Below are 15,402 nucleotides of genomic sequence, written 5' to 3' on the forward strand. Positions count from 1 at the left end.
GTATTCGGAAAAATTTTATAATGACTTTTCACTAAGGTTTTATTTTATAACAGGTAGGGTATACCTGATAATTGGCTAAAAAATAGTCATTTGTTGTGGCTGATTGCTACTAGAGCTTTAGTGTTGTTAACAAGGGCTACTTAATCATGTTATCGTTGCAGGCCATGCGCTTTCCGATAAAGGCTTGCGCTAAATTGATTAGCCAGTAATTTTAGTTATTCAGGATTGTAAATGAGTAAGTCAACAGCCGATATTCGGCGCGCTTTTTTAGATTTTTTTGCAGCACGTGGCCACCAAAAGGTTTCTAGTTCTTCTTTGGTGCCAGGCAACGATCCCACGCTTTTATTCACCAATGCAGGCATGAATCAATTTAAGGACGTTTTCCTTGGTTCAGAGTCTCGTAGTTATAATAAGGCCGTTTCTTCTCAACGCTGTGTACGCGCGGGTGGGAAACATAATGACCTTGAAAATGTTGGTTATACCGCAAGACATCATACGTTTTTTGAAATGTTGGGAAATTTCAGCTTTGGAGACTATTTTAAAGCCGATGCTATTCAATATGCATGGACGTTTTTAACTGAAGAATTAGGCTTACCAAAAGAAAAGTTACTTGTAACGGTTTATCATGAAGATGATGAAGCCTTTGATTTATGGGCTAACACTATTGGTGTACCAGAAGAAAAAATAATCAGGATCAGTACCTCTGATAATTTCTGGTCTATGGGTGATACTGGGCCATGTGGTCCTTGTTCTGAAATTTTTTATGATCATGGTGAACATATATGGGGCGGACCTCCAGGTTCACCGGAAGAAGACGGCGATAGATTTATCGAGATATGGAACTTAGTTTTCATGCAATACAATCGTCAAAGCAATGGAGATATGCTGCCGCTTCCAAAGCCTTCTATCGATACAGGTATGGGGTTAGAGCGAATCTCAGCTATTTTGCAAGACGTTCATAGTAATTATGAAATAGATATTTTTGTTAATTTGATCGAAGCCGCAGCAAATATTACGAGAGCGTCTGATAAAAATGATAAGTCTCTTCGAGTTATCGCAGACCACATTCGTTCTTGTTGCTTCTTAATTTGTGATGGTGTTTTACCTTCAAATGAAGGTCGCGGTTATGTTTTAAGGCGTATTATCCGCAGAGCTGTACGCCACGGAAACAAACTTGGTGCAAATGGTGTTTTCTTTTTCCGTTTGGTTGCAGCCCTAGAAGTTCAAATGGGGGAAGCTTACCCAGAGTTAGCAGCTAATCGAAAACTGCTTGAAAAGGTATTGAAAACCGAAGAAGAGCAATTTTCCCGCACATTGGAAAGAGGCTTGAATATTTTAAATGAGGCCTTAGCTAACTTGTCATCCAAGGTAGTGCCAGGAGAGCTTGTTTTTAGGTTATACGATACTTATGGTTTCCCTGCAGATTTAACCAATGATATTGCTCGTGAAAAAGAACTAACTATTGATGAGGTTGGATTTGAAGCTGCTATGGCTGAGCAACGAAAAAGAGCTCAACAAGCTAGCCAATTTGATACAGACTATAATGAGCAACTCAAATCAGATTTAGTTTCAGAATTCACTGGGTATCATTCTACAAGCGGAACGGCAACAGTAGTCGAGCTGTTTAAATCTGGTGAGTTAGTTCGAAATCTAAATGCAGGTGACGAAGGTATTGTTGTTTTAGACCAAACACCATTCTACGCAGAATCTGGTGGTCAAGCTGGAGATGTTGGTTTACTTGAAACACCAGCTGGAAATTTTATTGTTAAAGACACGGTCAAATTGAATAGTGCCATAGCTCACAAAGGTATAGCTAAAACTACTATAAAGTTAGGAGATGTGGTTGAGGCTAAGTTTGATGTAGAAAATCGTCAATCAACAAAGATCAACCATAGTGCTACCCACTTGATGCATGAAGCTTTAAAAAGAGTGCTAGGTGACCACGTTAACCAAAAAGGATCGCTAGTAACAGCCGAAAGATTACGTTTTGACTTTTCACATTTCGAAGCGGTAACAGCTGATGAAATACAGCTGGTAGAGAAATTAGTAAATGAACAAATAAGAGCTAACCATAGTCTTGAAACTAAATTAATGAATTTAGATGATGCAAAGGCTGCAGGTGCAATGGCGCTATTTGGTGAAAAATACGAAGAAGATGTTCGAGTTGTATCTATGGGCGATTTTTCCTTGGAGCTCTGTGGTGGTACTCATGTCAGTCAAACAGGTGACATTGGATTATTTAAAATAGTTTCAGAAAGTGGTATCGCTTCAGGTGTTAGGAGAATTGAAGCTGTAACGGCTGAGCAAGCACTACAGTTAACTCAGGATTACAGTGAGCAGCTAATTGAGATTGCTAGTTTGATTAAATCTGAACCAAATGCAATTTGTGGCCGTATACAACAACTGATTGAGCATAATAAAGCTACAGAAAAAGAATTAGATAAACTAAAACAGCAGCTTGCATCGAACGCTGGGGCAGATTTGTTGTCACAAGTGTACGAAGTAAATGGTGTTAAAGTGCTGTCAGCTAATTTGAAAGGTGTTGAGCCTAAAGTTCTTAGAACTATGGTCGATGATTTTAAGAATCAACTTGGTAGTGTTGTAGTGGTATTAGGGTTAGGTCAGGATAATAAAGTTAGCCTGATTGCCGGTGTAACTAAAGATTTGGTATCAAAGGTAAAGGCTGGCGAACTAGTCAACTATATTGCTCAGCAAGTTGGTGGTAAAGGCGGTGGAAGACCTGATATGGCTCAAGCTGGTGGTAATCAACCTGATAATTTAGAAGCGGCGTTAGCTTCTGTGAAACCTTGGCTAGAAACCAAACTTTAAGTAAAGAATTTTTCGGTTGCTTTTTGTGGTGACAACAAAAATAGGGAAAAACCGATTGTGTCGATAGCTAGTGAATCTAGGTATTATCACTAACTTTAGTAAGGGACTGATTTTTATATTAACGGAAAAGGAGCAAGAGAATGCTTATTTTAACTCGTCGTGTAGGAGAAACTCTAATGGTTGGTGATGATGTAACTGTCACTGTGTTAGGGGTTAAAGGAAATCAAGTAAGAATTGGTGTAAATGCACCTAAAGAAGTATCTGTGCATCGAGAAGAAATTTATATGCGTATCCAAGCAGAAAAAAATGTTCAACTTGCAGCCCATGAACAGGCTTCAGGTGTTGAACAGGATTAATTCTGTTTTCAAGTTAAAAAAAGCTGGTTATTCCAGCTTTTTTTATGCGAGTAAGTTATCGCGCTAACAAGCTGTAAAATTATAAAAATTAGCGATAATTAGTCAAATAATAAGCACTTAGATTATTATCGTTTAAAATCTCAGCAAGCAGACATTTAGTTCATAAAAAGTGTTTGACTTACGTATATGGTTCGGTAAACTTCGGCTCCACATTTAGGAGAGGTGGTTCAGATGTTTTAAGGGTCAAACCTTGATATCTCTGGGTAATTTTAAAGCTTTTAGATTACAAATTGCTTCTTAGATGTGTTGATAAATTGTGTTCCGGAGAGGTGGGTGAGTGGCTGAAACCAGTTCCCTGCTAAGGAACCGTACGTTAATTCGTACCGAGGGTTCGAATCCCTCCCTCTCCGCCATATTTATCATGTTGATTTCAACGCGTGTGTAGCTCAGCTGGATAGAGTACCTGGCTACGAACCAGGCGGTCGGAGGTTCGAATCCTTCCACACGCGCCATATTTTATCAATGCAAGATCTTGCTTCTTGCATTGTATACAAAAACTAATGAGCCTATCATTAGAATACAAGTGTTATTACGCGTGTGTAGCTCAGCTGGATAGAGTACCTGGCTACGAACCAGGCGGTCGGAGGTTCGAATCCTTCCACACGCGCCATATCAAGAAACCTACTGTTTAGTAGGTTTTTTTTTTGCTATAAATTTAGGTCGTGTGGGTAATTATTTAGAATTCGTGAATTTTTTCTTATTTTTTATGCACTTTTCCTCTTGCCTATTTGTTGTGTTTTTAAAGCTTGCATGTAACCATCGATTCACTAAATATTTTAATTTTGGGATTTGCTGTTATGCAATTAGAAGTCGCCGATGCACTCCTTGAAGCTGCAAACTTATTATTAGTTGGAATGGTCGTTGTATTTTTATTTTTGACCATGCTAATTGGGGCAATTAATTTGATTGCTTGGTTAAATAAAATTATTCCTGATCCCAGTTTAACCACGTCATTACAAGAGTTCAAAACTAAGACGCCAATTACGCCAGACCAGGATGGCGTTTCTCCCAAAGTAGTTGCCGCTATAAGTGCGGCTCTTCAGCTACATAGACGATAGAATTAGTATTAAATTTTGAGGATATACCCCAATGAGTAAACCATTAGCGATTACTGACGTTGTACTCCGTGATGCACATCAATCATTATTAGCAACCAGAATGCGATTGGAAGATATGTTGCCAATAGCGAGCAAGTTGGATGAAATAGGCTATTGGTCATTAGAAACATGGGGGGGGGCTACATTCGACTCGTGTATTCGTTACCTAGGTGAAGATCCTTGGGATAGAATTCGCCAGCTGAAAAAAGCCATGCCAAAGACAAAGCAACAAATGTTGCTGCGTGGGCAAAATTTACTAGGTTATCGCCATTATGCTGATGACGTCGTTGAAAAGTTTGTTGAGAGAGCTCATGCCAATGGTGTAGATGTTTTCAGAATATTTGACGCAATGAATGATATTCGTAACTTGCAGACTGCAATAAAGGCCACCCTTAAGCAAGGGGCTCATGCTCAAGGTACAATGTCTTATACTGTTTCTCCCGTACATACGCTGCAAACTTGGTTAGATATGGCTAATGAGCTACAGGACTTAGGCGTTCACTCAATTTGTATTAAAGACATGGCTGGTTTACTTAAGCCATACGAATGTGAAGAGTTAGTTTCAAAGTTAAAAGAATCAATTGAAGTTCCAATAGCATTACATTGTCATGCAACCACAGGCTTAAGTATCGCTACAGCACAAAAAGCAATAGATGCTGGAATCGATATTTTGGACACGTCAATTTCTTCAATGAGTATGACCTATGGACATTCTGCGACAGAAACAATAGTTTCGATTGTTGAAGGGACAGAGCGAGATACTGGGCTAGATTTAAATGCCTTTACGGATATTGCTGCATACTTTCGAGATGTACGTAAAAAGTATGCTCAGTTTGAAGGCAGCTTGAAGGGCGTCGACGCACGAATTTTAATTGCTCAGGTTCCTGGTGGCATGTTAACAAACATGGAAAGCCAGCTGAAAGAACAAGGTGCTGAAGATAAAATGGATGAGGTCTTAACCGAAATACCTAAGGTTAGAGAAGACTTAGGCTTTATTCCTCTTGTGACACCTACGTCACAAATAGTAGGTACTCAATCTGTAATTAATGTTCTTACTGGAGAGCGATACAAAAGTATCAGCAAAGAGACGGCTGGTGTATTAAAAGGTGAATACGGTGCAACAGCGGCTCCTGTAAATAAAGAACTACAAAAGAGGGTTCTTGAAGGTAAAGAAGCTATTACATGCCGTCCAGCTGATCTGATAGAAGATGAGTTGACTTCTTTGACTACAGAGTTATCTGAATTAGCTCAGAAAGAATCCTTCGAGACTTCTGATGATTTATTTGATGATGTGTTAACTTACGCGCTTTTCCCTCAAATCGGATTAAAATTTCTTAAAAATAGAAATAATCCTGAAGCTTTCGAACCAGCCCCAAGCAAAATGTCAGAGACTACTACAAATGCACCATCATCACCCCAAGCTTCGACGCCTGCAAAATCATCAGCATATTCTGTACGTGTTGATGGGCAGGTATTTTCTGTTGAAGTAGCTGAAAATGGTGTGTTAACAGAAGTCCAGCCTGTTGCAACTGCCACTAATGCTAAGCCTACAGCAGCTTCTGGAGAACCTTTACATTCCCCTCTTGCTGGTAATATTTTTAAGGTGTTAGTGAAAGAAGGAGATGTTGTGAACACGGGCGATGTTGTTGTTATCATGGAAGCTATGAAAATGGAGACAGAAGTGCGGGCTGCGTCTTCTGGAGCCGTGTCAAATATTTCAATTAAAGAAGGGGATGCAGTGCAAGCTGGACAACCTTTATTCTTAATAGGTTAAGGGTAATCATTTAATGGAAAAGTTAGAGATATTATGGCAAAGCACGGCGCTAGCTCATTTTGAGTTGGGTCAGGTTATCATGATGAGTGTTGGTACTCTGTTGTTATACTTAGCTATAGTCAAAAAATTTGAACCGCTTTTACTATTGCCTATCGGATTCGGGGCTATATTGACAAACATACCACTTGCTGGGTTTAGTGAAGTCGGTGGCTTGTTGTATTACGTTTATCATGTGGGGATTGATACTGGTGTATTCCCGTTATTAATTTTTATGGGGGTTGGGGCTATGACTGACTTTAGTGCTCTAATTGCAAACCCCAAAATGTTATTGCTTGGCGCCGCCGCTCAAGCTGGAATATTTGCGACATTATTTGGTGCTATTGCATTGAATCTAGTACCCGGGTTTGAATTCACCTTAAAAGATGCTGCAGCGATTGCAATTATCGGTGGGGCTGATGGACCTACGGCGATCTTTTTGGCTTCTAAGTTAGCTCCAGATTTACTGGGTGCTATTGCTGTAGCGGCTTATTCTTATATGGCTTTGGTTCCCCTAATTCAGCCCCCTATCATGCGTTTGTTTACCACAGAAGCTGAGCGAAAGATTGAAATGCCTCAACTTAGACTCGTATCTAAGAGAGAAAAGGTAATTTTTCCGTTAGCTGTATTACTACTTACCATTTTATTTTTGCCGACAGCGACCCCTTTAGTTGGGATGTTTTGCTTAGGAAATTTAATGAAAGAGTCTGGTGTGGTAGATAGGCTTAGCAATAGTGCTCAAAATGAGTTGATAAACGTAGTGACAATTTTCCTTGGTTTGGCAGTTGGTTCTAAATTGTCGGCCGACAAATTCCTAACGGTCGAGACTTTGGGAATTTTAGCTCTCGGGGCAATTGCGTTTTCGATTGGTACTGCAGCTGGTATTTTAATGGCTAAAGTCATGAGTAAGTTTAGCAAATCTAAAATTAACCCTTTACTGGGAGCTGCTGGTGTATCCGCAGTGCCTATGGCTGCAAGAGTCGTGAATAAGGTTGGTCTTGAAGCCAATCATCATAACTTCTTACTCATGCATGCTATGGGACCCAATGTAGCCGGCGTATTAGGATCAGCCGTGGCGGCTGGTATTCTTTTATCTTTGGTGGGGTAATACAGTACCACTTAACAGTCGGGTTCTAGGGTACTACCTAGCTGTTAAGTTTATTATTTTAAGAGCCTTGTCGGTTAACTAATGCTTGGTGAGCATCTACTAATTTTTTAGTGTATTCGGCTTTTGGCCAAGTGAATATAACTTCAGTTTTTCCTGATTCAATGACTTTTCCATCTTGCATCACAATAACTTTATCTGAAATATGTCTTACTATTCCTAAATTGTGAGATATAAAAATAAAGCCAATCCCCAAATCCTTTTGTAATTGCATCAACAAATTAACAGCTTGAGAGCGTACAGACGGATCTAGGGCTGCAAAAGGTTCATCTGCTACAACAACTTTAGGGTTTAGAATTAACGCTCTTGCTAAGGCTACACGTTGTCGTTGTCCATCTGATAACATGTGACGGTAAAAAAATTGATGATCAGACATCAATCCAACTTTTCTTAAGGTTTTTACTACAAGGTTATTGCGTTGTTGGGTATCAAGCTTTGTATTCAATCTCAAAGGTTCTTCTAAAATAGCCCCTAAGGTTAATCCTGGGTTTAAAGATTCGTTACTATTCTGAAAAATCATTCTGATGTCATGGCAGCTTGAAGTAAGATCGGCATTATTTATTTCTACACCGTTCATAAGGATCCTGCCACTATTAGGCCTTTCCAAGCCAACTAATAATTTTGCTAATAGTGACTTACCTGAGCTGTTTCCTCCAATTATGGCTAGTGTTTCACCTGCTTTAAGGTTAAAGCTAACTGGACCTAACTCATAGGTAGCGGGAGTATTTGACCAAAAATTTTGTTTTTGGTTATTGAATATTAAGTCTTCTACTTTAAATAATTCCACTATTTAGTATCCCTATGGATGGGAAAGTGGCAGCTATAATAATGATTATGTACTCTTCTAGATACAGGCATAATAACACATTCCCGTCTAGCTCTTGGGCATCTTGGCCCTAACCTGCAGCCTGTGGGTAAATGATGTAGGGTAGGGATTGTGCCTTCTAAAGATGTTAACGCTGACTTCGCTGGAAGGTCTTTTCTGAAACTAGGGGCGCTATCAAGTAGTGCTTTTGTATAAGGGTGGAAAGCTCGCTTTCTTAGCAACCGTAAGTCACCACTTTCAACGGTTTGTCCGCAATATAATACTGTCATATATGAAGCCATACTCGATATTGCTAAAAGATCATGGCTAACGAATAATATACTCATATCACGAACTTGATTAATTCGGCTCAATAAATTTAGTATCTGTGTTTTGGTTGTGACCTCCATACCTTTTGTAGGATTATCAGCAATGATCAATTTGGGCTCTGACGCTACTGCCATTGCAATCATAAATTTTTGAATGACATTACTTGCTATTTGATGAGGGTAACTCTTTAAACATAGTTCATGGTTTTTAATGCCTACTTTGTGCAGCAAACTAATTGCTATGTCTTGCTTTTGTTTATTTCGCTCCCAAAACCAACCCTTAGTTAGGTTTGTTTTTGGGATCATTTCTTTTAATTGATCTCCTAGTGTTAATAAGGGATCGAGGGAGTCGATAGGGTTCTGAAAAATCACTGAAATGTCGTTACGTATCAGCTGCCGACGTTTTTTTAAAGACATGGTTAATAGGTTTTGCCCACGCCATGTCATTCTATCTGCAGTAATCCTCCAATGACTTGGCAAAGCACCTACGATTGCTTTTACTATAATACTCTTTCCCGAACCAGACTCCCCAACAAGCGCGTGAATTTGCCCTTCGTTTATGACTAGGTTTACCTTGTCCAGCGCTTTTATCCAGTCTCCAGCAATATCCATTTCTAGGGTAAGGTTTTTTACATCCAATAATATCATTAGTGAAGTAGTCTATTTTTTAATGCAGAGCGTAAACCATCTCCAACAATATTCACAGACACTACCATAAGAAAAAGTGCGCCTCCAGGTAAGGCAATATTCCATGGGGCGATATAGGCAACTTCAATTCCTTGCGATAATAATGCACCAAGTTCAGAAGAAGGCGCTTGTGCCCCTAGGTTTAAAAAACCTAAAGCGCTAATGTCTAGTATAGAAATTGATAGTGCGAGTGTTGCTTGCATGACTAAGGTTTCACCCATATTCGGCAGGATAGAGCGAGCAAATAGTTGTATTTTACTTGCACCATCTAGTCGCGCTGCCATGACATATTCCTTGGAAAGTTCACTTCGAACAAAATCACGAGTTTGGTGCACAAACTGTGGGATAAGTGCTAATACGATTGCCCACATGCTGTTTACTAAGCCTGTCCCTAATATTGCTATGATTATGATAGCGATCAATATTGTGGGAATAGCTTGGATTGAGTCTAAGGTATGATTTAAAAAACTAGATCTAAATCCTTTGCTCATTCCTGCTATTGCACCTAAACCCACACCAACTAAAAGTGCAAAAACCACCAATAAAATGCTGATACCAAAGGTCATTCTACATCCATACAAGACCCTAGAAAGTATATCTCTTCCTAGTCCATCAGTACCAAATATGTGAGTTATACCGCCGTTAGCGTCCCATGAGGGGGGAACTAAAATGTTTCCTGTTTTCTGTAAGTTTGGGTCAAATGGTGCAAGCAGTGGACAAAAAACAGTGATCAAAATAAATAATACTAAACAGACTAAGCCACCCATGGCGATATGGTTCTTTTGAAACTCTAACCACGTATACTGGAGCGGTGAAGGGTGCTGCTCTTCTTGGTATAAATTAAATCGTGCCACGTTCAACCTTCTTACGTTTTGGATCTGTTAACCGCAGTAACATATCAATTGACATGGTAAACAAGACAACAAATACAGAAACCGCTAGCATTCCAGCTTGAATAGCGGAGTAATCTTGTTGATAAATTGCCTGAATTAACCAGCTACCAATACCAGGCCAAGAAAATATAGTTTCTACAATCATGGCGTTAGTGAGTAGGGTAGGAAACTGCATCGCCAATAGTGGTAAAATTGGAATTAATGCATTGCGGATACCGTGTCGTACTAATACTTGACGTGTTGTTAACCCTCTAGCGTATGCTGCTTGTATAAACTCACTATTAAGAGTTTCAATAACCGAGCGCCTTGTTATTCTTAATATTAAAGTGGTTGTAACGATAGCAATGGAAAGAGTTGGCAATATTAAATGTCTTAATGCATCAAGCAGTACTGCATGCTTATTGTCTATATCTGACATTAAAATATCGATTAGTATAAACCCAGTTTTATTTGGAACATCAAATATTAAACTGAGCCTTCCAGAAAGAGGTAACCAACCAAAATGCAAAGAGAATACTAAAATTAAAATAAGTGCTAACCAAAATACAGGTATGGAATACCCCACTACGCTAAAGGACAATAAAGTGTAATCAGGTAACTTATGGTGCCTCAATGCTGCTATAAAACCTAACGGCAGCCCTAAAATCAAAGAAATAGTAAGAGCATAGGCACTCAGTTCGATACTCGCGGGCAAAGACTGCATAATTTCTTCATATAAGGGTTGGCCTGAATTAAAACTGACCCCCCAATTACCTGAAAATAGTTCAGACATATAATGTCCATACTGAGAAAGTACTCCGCCTTCTGGATCATAGCCTATATTGACACTTTGGTTTTGTAGCTTTTGTAACTCTTCAAGCTTTAACCCAGTCATTATTTCAATTGGGTCACCGGGAAAAAGATAGGCAAGGGCGAATGATAATAAACTAAGAATAAATAAAGTTATTATAATCAAATTCGTATAACGCAATAGAATATTTAACATCAGTGCTTAGTTACTCCGCCAAATCTTATTCCGCCATAAGGATTGATAAGCAACCCGTTTAACTCTTTTCGGTGGGCTTGGTATTTAGACGCGTGGGCTATGGGTAACAGTGGCAATTGTTCAGCTAAAAGCTCATTTGCTTGTCCATAAAAGTATGCTCTTTCTTGAGTATCTGAATAATCTAATGCTTCGTTGATTATTTGATCGTATTTTTCAAAGCACCACATGGCTCTATTTGTACCTGATTCAATCGCTGCGCATGATAAAAGTGGGCGATAAAAATTGTCTGGGTCGCCATTGTCGGCTGACCATCCAATCAAAACTGAGTCATGAAGGCCTAGTGAAAGTTTCTCTCTAAAGATGGACCATTTATAACTGATTATATTTACCTGAATGCCAACATCCTGTAAATAACCTTTAATGAGTTCTGCCATTTTCATTGCGTTTGGATTGTAAGAGCGTTTTACTGGCATTGCCCATACCGTCATGCTGAAACCATCTTCAATACCATTTTCACGCAACATTTTTTTAGCCGCTGTAGGGTTGAAATTTACCTTTTTAACATCAGGTTGAAAGGCCCAAGATGTGGGCGGCACAATATTTTGAGCTGCTATAGCGCTGTCAAAGTAAATAGCTTCTAGCAAGGCATTCCGATCAACAGCCATAGATAAAGCACGGCGTATTGCGGGGTTATCAAAAGGGGGTCTGGATGTATTAAAAGCCCAAAACCCAACGTTTTGGCCTGGCTCTTCATCTAGTACCAAATTATCTTGTTGCCTTACAACTTCAAGTTCACTATGTGCGGGTAATGCAATGGCATCACATTCGCCTGTTATTAATTTCGCCAAACGTAGAGAGCTTGATGGGGTGATATCAAATATAAGTTTGTCGGTCAGCTTGTCACTACGCCAATATTCTGGATGTTTACTGTATTTTATATATTGGTCTTGTCTAAAGTCACTTAATTTATAAGGGCCTGTTCCCACTGGTACAGAGTCAATGAGTTGCTTTTGATTACGGGCGGTTAACGTCTTAGCATATTCGGCTGATAAAATAATAGCGAAATCAGTCGCAAGGTTCGCTAGAAATGAACTCTCTCGCTTTTGAAGAGTAATTTCGACTCTATATCCATTTAATCGTTTAACACTTTTGATGAGTTTATTCAGATTGAGGCTATCCGTATACGGATATCGACCACCTGATACTTGATGGTATGGATGAGTCGATAACCGCCACCTATTAAAGCTAAATAATACGTCGTCAGCATTAAAATATCGCGAAGGCGTAAATGTTGAAATATTATGAAATGCTACTTTTTTTCGTAGTTGAAAAGTGTAGGTCTTTCCATCCGGACTGATAATCCAACTAGTGGCAAGGGCGGGAACTATTTCACCAGACGTTTGATCAAAATCTAATAATCTGTCATACAGTTGATGGGAGGATGCATCAACCGTTGTGCCAAATGTATCTAACTGTGGATTAAAACTAGATGGACTGCCTTCAGAACAATATACAATTCCATTAGGATCGGTTTTTGAAGTAATCAATGCATCACATGCATGTAAGGTCATACTAAAAACAAATACAATTAAGGTTTTAGTTGAATAGGATATGTGGTGTCTCTTTATTATATTCACTGGTTTAACTTAACCCATATCCTCATTTGCTTGTTCTAACAAATTGTATTTTTTTAGGTAACCTCTTAATTGATGGTAAGTTAAGCCTAGTTTTTCTGCCGTTTTCTTCTGGTTAAACTGACTATCTGTCAGTGCTTGGTTAATAAGATTTATCTCAAAATTCTGGGATAATTCCTTTAACTCTACGGGAAATTCAAACTGTGAGGCTTCTTCTGCCGTTATTGTAGACTCTTCTTTTTGAATGATTGTTGTACTTTCAACTGGAGATTCTTTTTTATGGGGCGTTTGGGTTACTCTATCACTGGTTTTAATTCGGTTTTTGGGACGATATTCAGATTCAAATGGATCTAATATTATTTGGTGGACAGGAATATGTGGGTTGTTACTTCGATATACTGCTCGTTCAACAACGTTTTTAAGCTCTCTGATATTTCCGGGCCAATGATAATCAAGAAGAGTTCGTTTGGCTTTTTCAGTAAAACCACTAAATAACTCCATTTCTAGCTCTCTAGCCATATTGATAGCAAAGTTTTCGGCTAACATCATAATATCTTCTTTACGCTCTCTGAGAGGGGGCAGAGTAATAACGTCAAAGGCTAGCCTATCTAACAAATCAGCTCTGAATTCACCCGATTCAGCAAGCGCAGGCAAATCTTCATTCGTCGCAGCGACGAGCCGCACATCTACTTTAACACTGCGCGAACCACCCACCCTTTCAAATTCACCATATTCAATTACTCTAAGTAATTTTTCTTGGATCATTCCAGAAGTATTTGCCAATTCATCTAAAAATAGGGTGCCATTGTGTGCTGTTTCAAATCGACCTTCTCTACGTTTAGATGCTCCAGTAAATGCCCCTGCCTCATATCCAAATAATTCACTTTCTAATAAGCTCTCATTTAAAGCCGCGCAATTTAACTTTAAATATGTTTGATCCCAGCGTTTAGACAAAAAGTGTAATCTAGCTGCAACAAGCTCTTTACCAGTACCTCGTTCACCAATAATGAGCACTGGTTTATTTAATGGAGCTATTTGTGATATTTGCTCTAATACTTCTAAAAAATTATTAGATTGACCTAGTAGATTATCTTGTTGGCGAAAACGGCTCATCAATATCCTTAAAAATTGGTCTAAACGACTAAGTAATAGTGTACTTACTAATTACGCCAGATCCCAGTATTTATGATTTTATTTATTAATTAAATAAATTCAATAGCTTATAAGTTTTTATAGGTTGGCCCGGTAATTGAATAACCAGTACTTGTAATAATCAGGTTAAGTAATACCATTTAACTAACATTAGATAATAGAGGTAAATAATATGGGTATCTTCTCTCGTTTCACTGACATAGTGAACTCAAATATTAATGCCATTTTAGATAAGGCTGAAGATCCAGAGAAAATGGTGCGTTTAATCATACAAGAAATGGAAGACACTTTAGTTGAAGTGCGTTCTGCTTCAGCTAAAACGATAGCGAGTAAAAAAGAAATTTCGGCTTCAATTAATAAAATTCAATCTGAATCAAAAGATTGGAAGTCAAAAGCTGAGCTTGCTATTAGTAAAGAGCGTGAAGATTTAGCTCGAGCCGCTCTTCAGGAAAAGAAGAAGTGTGATGAGCAAGTGCAAATATTAACAACTGAGCTAAGCGTTGTAGATGAACAGATTACCAAACTTCAGAATGAAGTAGGACAGTTACAGGATAAGTTGGCTGATGCCAAAGCACGCCAGAAAGCCATTATTCTGCGTCAAAAAACAGTAAGCTCAAGGTTAGAAGTTAAGAAAAGTCTAGATAGCGGTAAAGTAGATGCAGCTATGGGGCGGTTTGAACAATACGAACGTAAAATTGATGACTTGGAGTCACAAGTTGATGCGTATGACTTAGGCAAGAAAACATTGGCAGACGAATTTGCTGAGCTTGAGTCTGACGATGATATAGATAATGAATTGGCAGCGTTAAAGAAAACAATGCAAAGTAAATCAGCAGATTCGAATAAATAAGTAGTAGTAAGGGGAGTCATTGTGGAAGGAATTATTGGGATTATAGTAACGCCAATCATTTTGTTTATGATTTTTGTCGCACCAATTTGGCTTATTTTACATTACCGCAGTAAGAAACAAATAAGCCAAGGGCTGTCAGAAGATGAATATGGAAATTTACAAGAGTTGGCTGACAGGGCAGAGAAAATGGCTGATCGCATTCATACCTTGGAGTCAATTTTGGATGCTGAAGCGCCTCAGTGGAGAAACAAAGTATGAATAATCGAGGAACCTTATATCGGGACCCAGGTAAAGCAAGAATTGCCGGCGTGTGCGCTGGCATAGCTGAATATTTTGGGCTTGAGCTATGGCTGGTTCGTATTCTTACCTTAACAGGGTTCTTTTTACTGGCCCCTCCATTTTTCTTTATTGGTTATATTGCTGGTTGGTTTATTTTAGAGAAAAAACCAATAAATATGGGGAGTAAAAAAGAGCACAATCAATTTACTGAGGCAAAGAGTACCAAACAAACAGGTAAAGGTTGGCATAACACAAATACAGATGAGCCAGAAAAAGTGGTTGTGAAATCAAAAATCTGGCAAGCAGGTGAGCCACCTCAACAAGCTTTTATCGATATTAAACAGCAGTTTGAGAACAATGAAAAAAGACTTAGAAAAGTAGAAAAATATGTAACTTCTTCTGAATTTCAACTCAATAGAGAGATAAACAACTTATAAGTTTCTACTAATTAGTTTTAGATATCATTTTTGT

At 38.7% G+C, this 15,402-nt stretch carries 14 protein-coding genes and 3 tRNA genes; 11 read left to right on the plus strand and 6 right to left on the minus strand.

The genetic code is table 11. From position 1 onward, the window contains the following. The first annotated feature begins 231 nt into the window (after window positions 1-231). The 8 genes from alaS (at window position 232) to EOK74_RS07000 (ending at window position 7,260) form a co-directional block, all read left to right on the plus strand. Window positions 232-2,829 (plus strand): alanine--tRNA ligase, encoded by a 2,598-nt coding sequence (alaS, locus tag EOK74_RS06965; protein WP_133469270.1) that lies wholly within the window; start codon window positions 232-234, stop codon window positions 2,827-2,829. 140 nt (window positions 2,830-2,969) lie between these two features. Then, a complete protein-coding gene (gene csrA, locus EOK74_RS06970) occupies window positions 2,970-3,185 on the plus strand; it encodes a carbon storage regulator CsrA (RefSeq protein ID WP_133469271.1) in 216 nt (71 codons plus the stop codon). Window positions 3,186-3,508: 323 nt separating this feature from the next. After that, window positions 3,509-3,598 (plus strand) — tRNA-Ser (locus EOK74_RS06975). Between the two features lie 22 nt (window positions 3,599-3,620). Beyond that, window positions 3,621-3,697: transfer RNA gene (locus tag EOK74_RS06980), tRNA-Arg, on the plus strand. An 81-nt stretch (window positions 3,698-3,778) separates the two neighbouring features. Next, window positions 3,779-3,855 (plus strand) — tRNA-Arg (locus tag EOK74_RS06985). A 187-nt stretch (window positions 3,856-4,042) separates the two neighbouring features. Then, window positions 4,043-4,303 carry an OadG family protein gene (locus EOK74_RS06990; RefSeq protein ID WP_133469272.1) on the plus strand — a complete coding sequence of 87 codons (261 nt, stop codon included), beginning with the start codon at window positions 4,043-4,045 and terminating at the stop codon, window positions 4,301-4,303. Between the two features lie 31 nt (window positions 4,304-4,334). Further along, on the plus strand, window positions 4,335-6,116 hold the full coding sequence (gene oadA, locus EOK74_RS06995) for a sodium-extruding oxaloacetate decarboxylase subunit alpha (RefSeq protein WP_133469273.1): 1,782 nt from the start codon (window positions 4,335-4,337) through the stop codon (window positions 6,114-6,116). 13 nt (window positions 6,117-6,129) lie between these two features. Then, entirely contained in the window at window positions 6,130-7,260 is a 1,131-nt protein-coding gene (locus EOK74_RS07000) for a sodium ion-translocating decarboxylase subunit beta (protein ID WP_133469274.1), read from the plus strand. A gap of 58 nt (window positions 7,261-7,318) precedes the next feature. On the opposite strand, the gene EOK74_RS07005 is transcribed toward EOK74_RS07000, so the two are convergent. The 6 genes from EOK74_RS07005 to pspF form a co-directional block, all read right to left on the minus strand. Then, a complete protein-coding gene (locus tag EOK74_RS07005; RefSeq protein ID WP_133469275.1) occupies window positions 7,319-8,104 on the minus strand; it encodes an ATP-binding cassette domain-containing protein in 786 nt (261 codons plus the stop codon). After that, complete coding sequence (locus EOK74_RS07010) at window positions 8,104-9,099, minus strand: oligopeptide/dipeptide ABC transporter ATP-binding protein (RefSeq protein WP_133469276.1); 996 nt, start codon at window positions 9,097-9,099, stop codon at window positions 8,104-8,106. Before EOK74_RS07010 ends, EOK74_RS07005 begins: the two co-directional genes overlap by 1 nt. Beyond that, window positions 9,099-9,992 carry an ABC transporter permease subunit gene (locus tag EOK74_RS07015; protein WP_133469277.1) on the minus strand — a complete coding sequence of 298 codons (894 nt, stop codon included), beginning with the start codon at window positions 9,990-9,992 and terminating at the stop codon, window positions 9,099-9,101. Before EOK74_RS07015 ends, EOK74_RS07010 begins: the two co-directional genes overlap by 1 nt. Then, entirely contained in the window at window positions 9,979-11,016 is a 1,038-nt protein-coding gene (locus EOK74_RS07020) for an ABC transporter permease (RefSeq protein ID WP_133469278.1), read from the minus strand. The genes EOK74_RS07015 and EOK74_RS07020 overlap by 14 nt, the downstream gene beginning before the upstream one ends. After that, entirely contained in the window at window positions 11,016-12,587 is a 1,572-nt protein-coding gene (locus EOK74_RS07025; protein ID WP_133469711.1) for an ABC transporter substrate-binding protein, read from the minus strand. Before EOK74_RS07025 ends, EOK74_RS07020 begins: the two co-directional genes overlap by 1 nt. A gap of 75 nt (window positions 12,588-12,662) precedes the next feature. Further along, window positions 12,663-13,763: a phage shock protein operon transcriptional activator gene (gene pspF / locus EOK74_RS07030; RefSeq protein ID WP_133469279.1), complete on the minus strand. Its 1,101-nt coding sequence runs from the start codon at window positions 13,761-13,763 to the stop codon at window positions 12,663-12,665. A 211-nt stretch (window positions 13,764-13,974) separates the two neighbouring features. Between pspF and pspA the strand changes: the two genes are divergently transcribed. From pspA to pspC, 3 genes are read left to right on the plus strand one after another with little or no spacing between them, the layout of a single operon-like run. After that, entirely contained in the window at window positions 13,975-14,652 is a 678-nt protein-coding gene (gene pspA, locus EOK74_RS07035) for a phage shock protein PspA (RefSeq protein WP_133469280.1), read from the plus strand. A 21-nt stretch (window positions 14,653-14,673) separates the two neighbouring features. Then, the gene (pspB, locus tag EOK74_RS07040) at window positions 14,674-14,910 is read left to right on the plus strand and encodes an envelope stress response membrane protein PspB (protein WP_133469281.1); all 237 of its coding nucleotides are present in this window, start codon (window positions 14,674-14,676) and stop codon (window positions 14,908-14,910) included. Then, window positions 14,907-15,368 (plus strand): envelope stress response membrane protein PspC, encoded by a 462-nt coding sequence (pspC, locus tag EOK74_RS07045; protein WP_133469282.1) that lies wholly within the window; start codon window positions 14,907-14,909, stop codon window positions 15,366-15,368. The genes pspB and pspC overlap by 4 nt, the downstream gene beginning before the upstream one ends. Window positions 15,369-15,402: the final 34 nt, after the last annotated feature.

Origin of the sequence: Paraglaciecola marina (assembly GCF_004360155.1) — a bacterium.
Classification (GTDB): domain Bacteria; phylum Pseudomonadota; class Gammaproteobacteria; order Enterobacterales; family Alteromonadaceae; genus Paraglaciecola; species Paraglaciecola marina.

Coding starts and splice junctions, on each gene's coding strand:
- alaS (WP_133469270.1), top strand. CDS start 232: ATGAGTAAGTCAACAGCCGATATTCGGCGCGCTTTTTTAGATTTTTTT.
- csrA (WP_133469271.1), top strand. CDS start 2,970: ATGCTTATTTTAACTCGTCGTGTAGGAGAAACTCTAATGGTTGGTGAT.
- EOK74_RS06990 (WP_133469272.1), top strand. CDS start 4,043: ATGCAATTAGAAGTCGCCGATGCACTCCTTGAAGCTGCAAACTTATTA.
- oadA (WP_133469273.1), top strand. CDS start 4,335: ATGAGTAAACCATTAGCGATTACTGACGTTGTACTCCGTGATGCACAT.
- EOK74_RS07000 (WP_133469274.1), top strand. CDS start 6,130: ATGGAAAAGTTAGAGATATTATGGCAAAGCACGGCGCTAGCTCATTTT.
- EOK74_RS07010 (WP_133469276.1), bottom strand. CDS start 9,099: ATGATATTATTGGATGTAAAAAACCTTACCCTAGAAATGGATATTGCT.
- EOK74_RS07020 (WP_133469278.1), bottom strand. CDS start 11,016: ATGTTAAATATTCTATTGCGTTATACGAATTTGATTATAATAACTTTA.
- EOK74_RS07025 (WP_133469711.1), bottom strand. CDS start 12,587: ATGACCTTACATGCATGTGATGCATTGATTACTTCAAAAACCGATCCT.
- pspF (WP_133469279.1), bottom strand. CDS start 13,763: ATGAGCCGTTTTCGCCAACAAGATAATCTACTAGGTCAATCTAATAAT.
- pspA (WP_133469280.1), top strand. CDS start 13,975: ATGGGTATCTTCTCTCGTTTCACTGACATAGTGAACTCAAATATTAAT.
- pspC (WP_133469282.1), top strand. CDS start 14,907: ATGAATAATCGAGGAACCTTATATCGGGACCCAGGTAAAGCAAGAATT.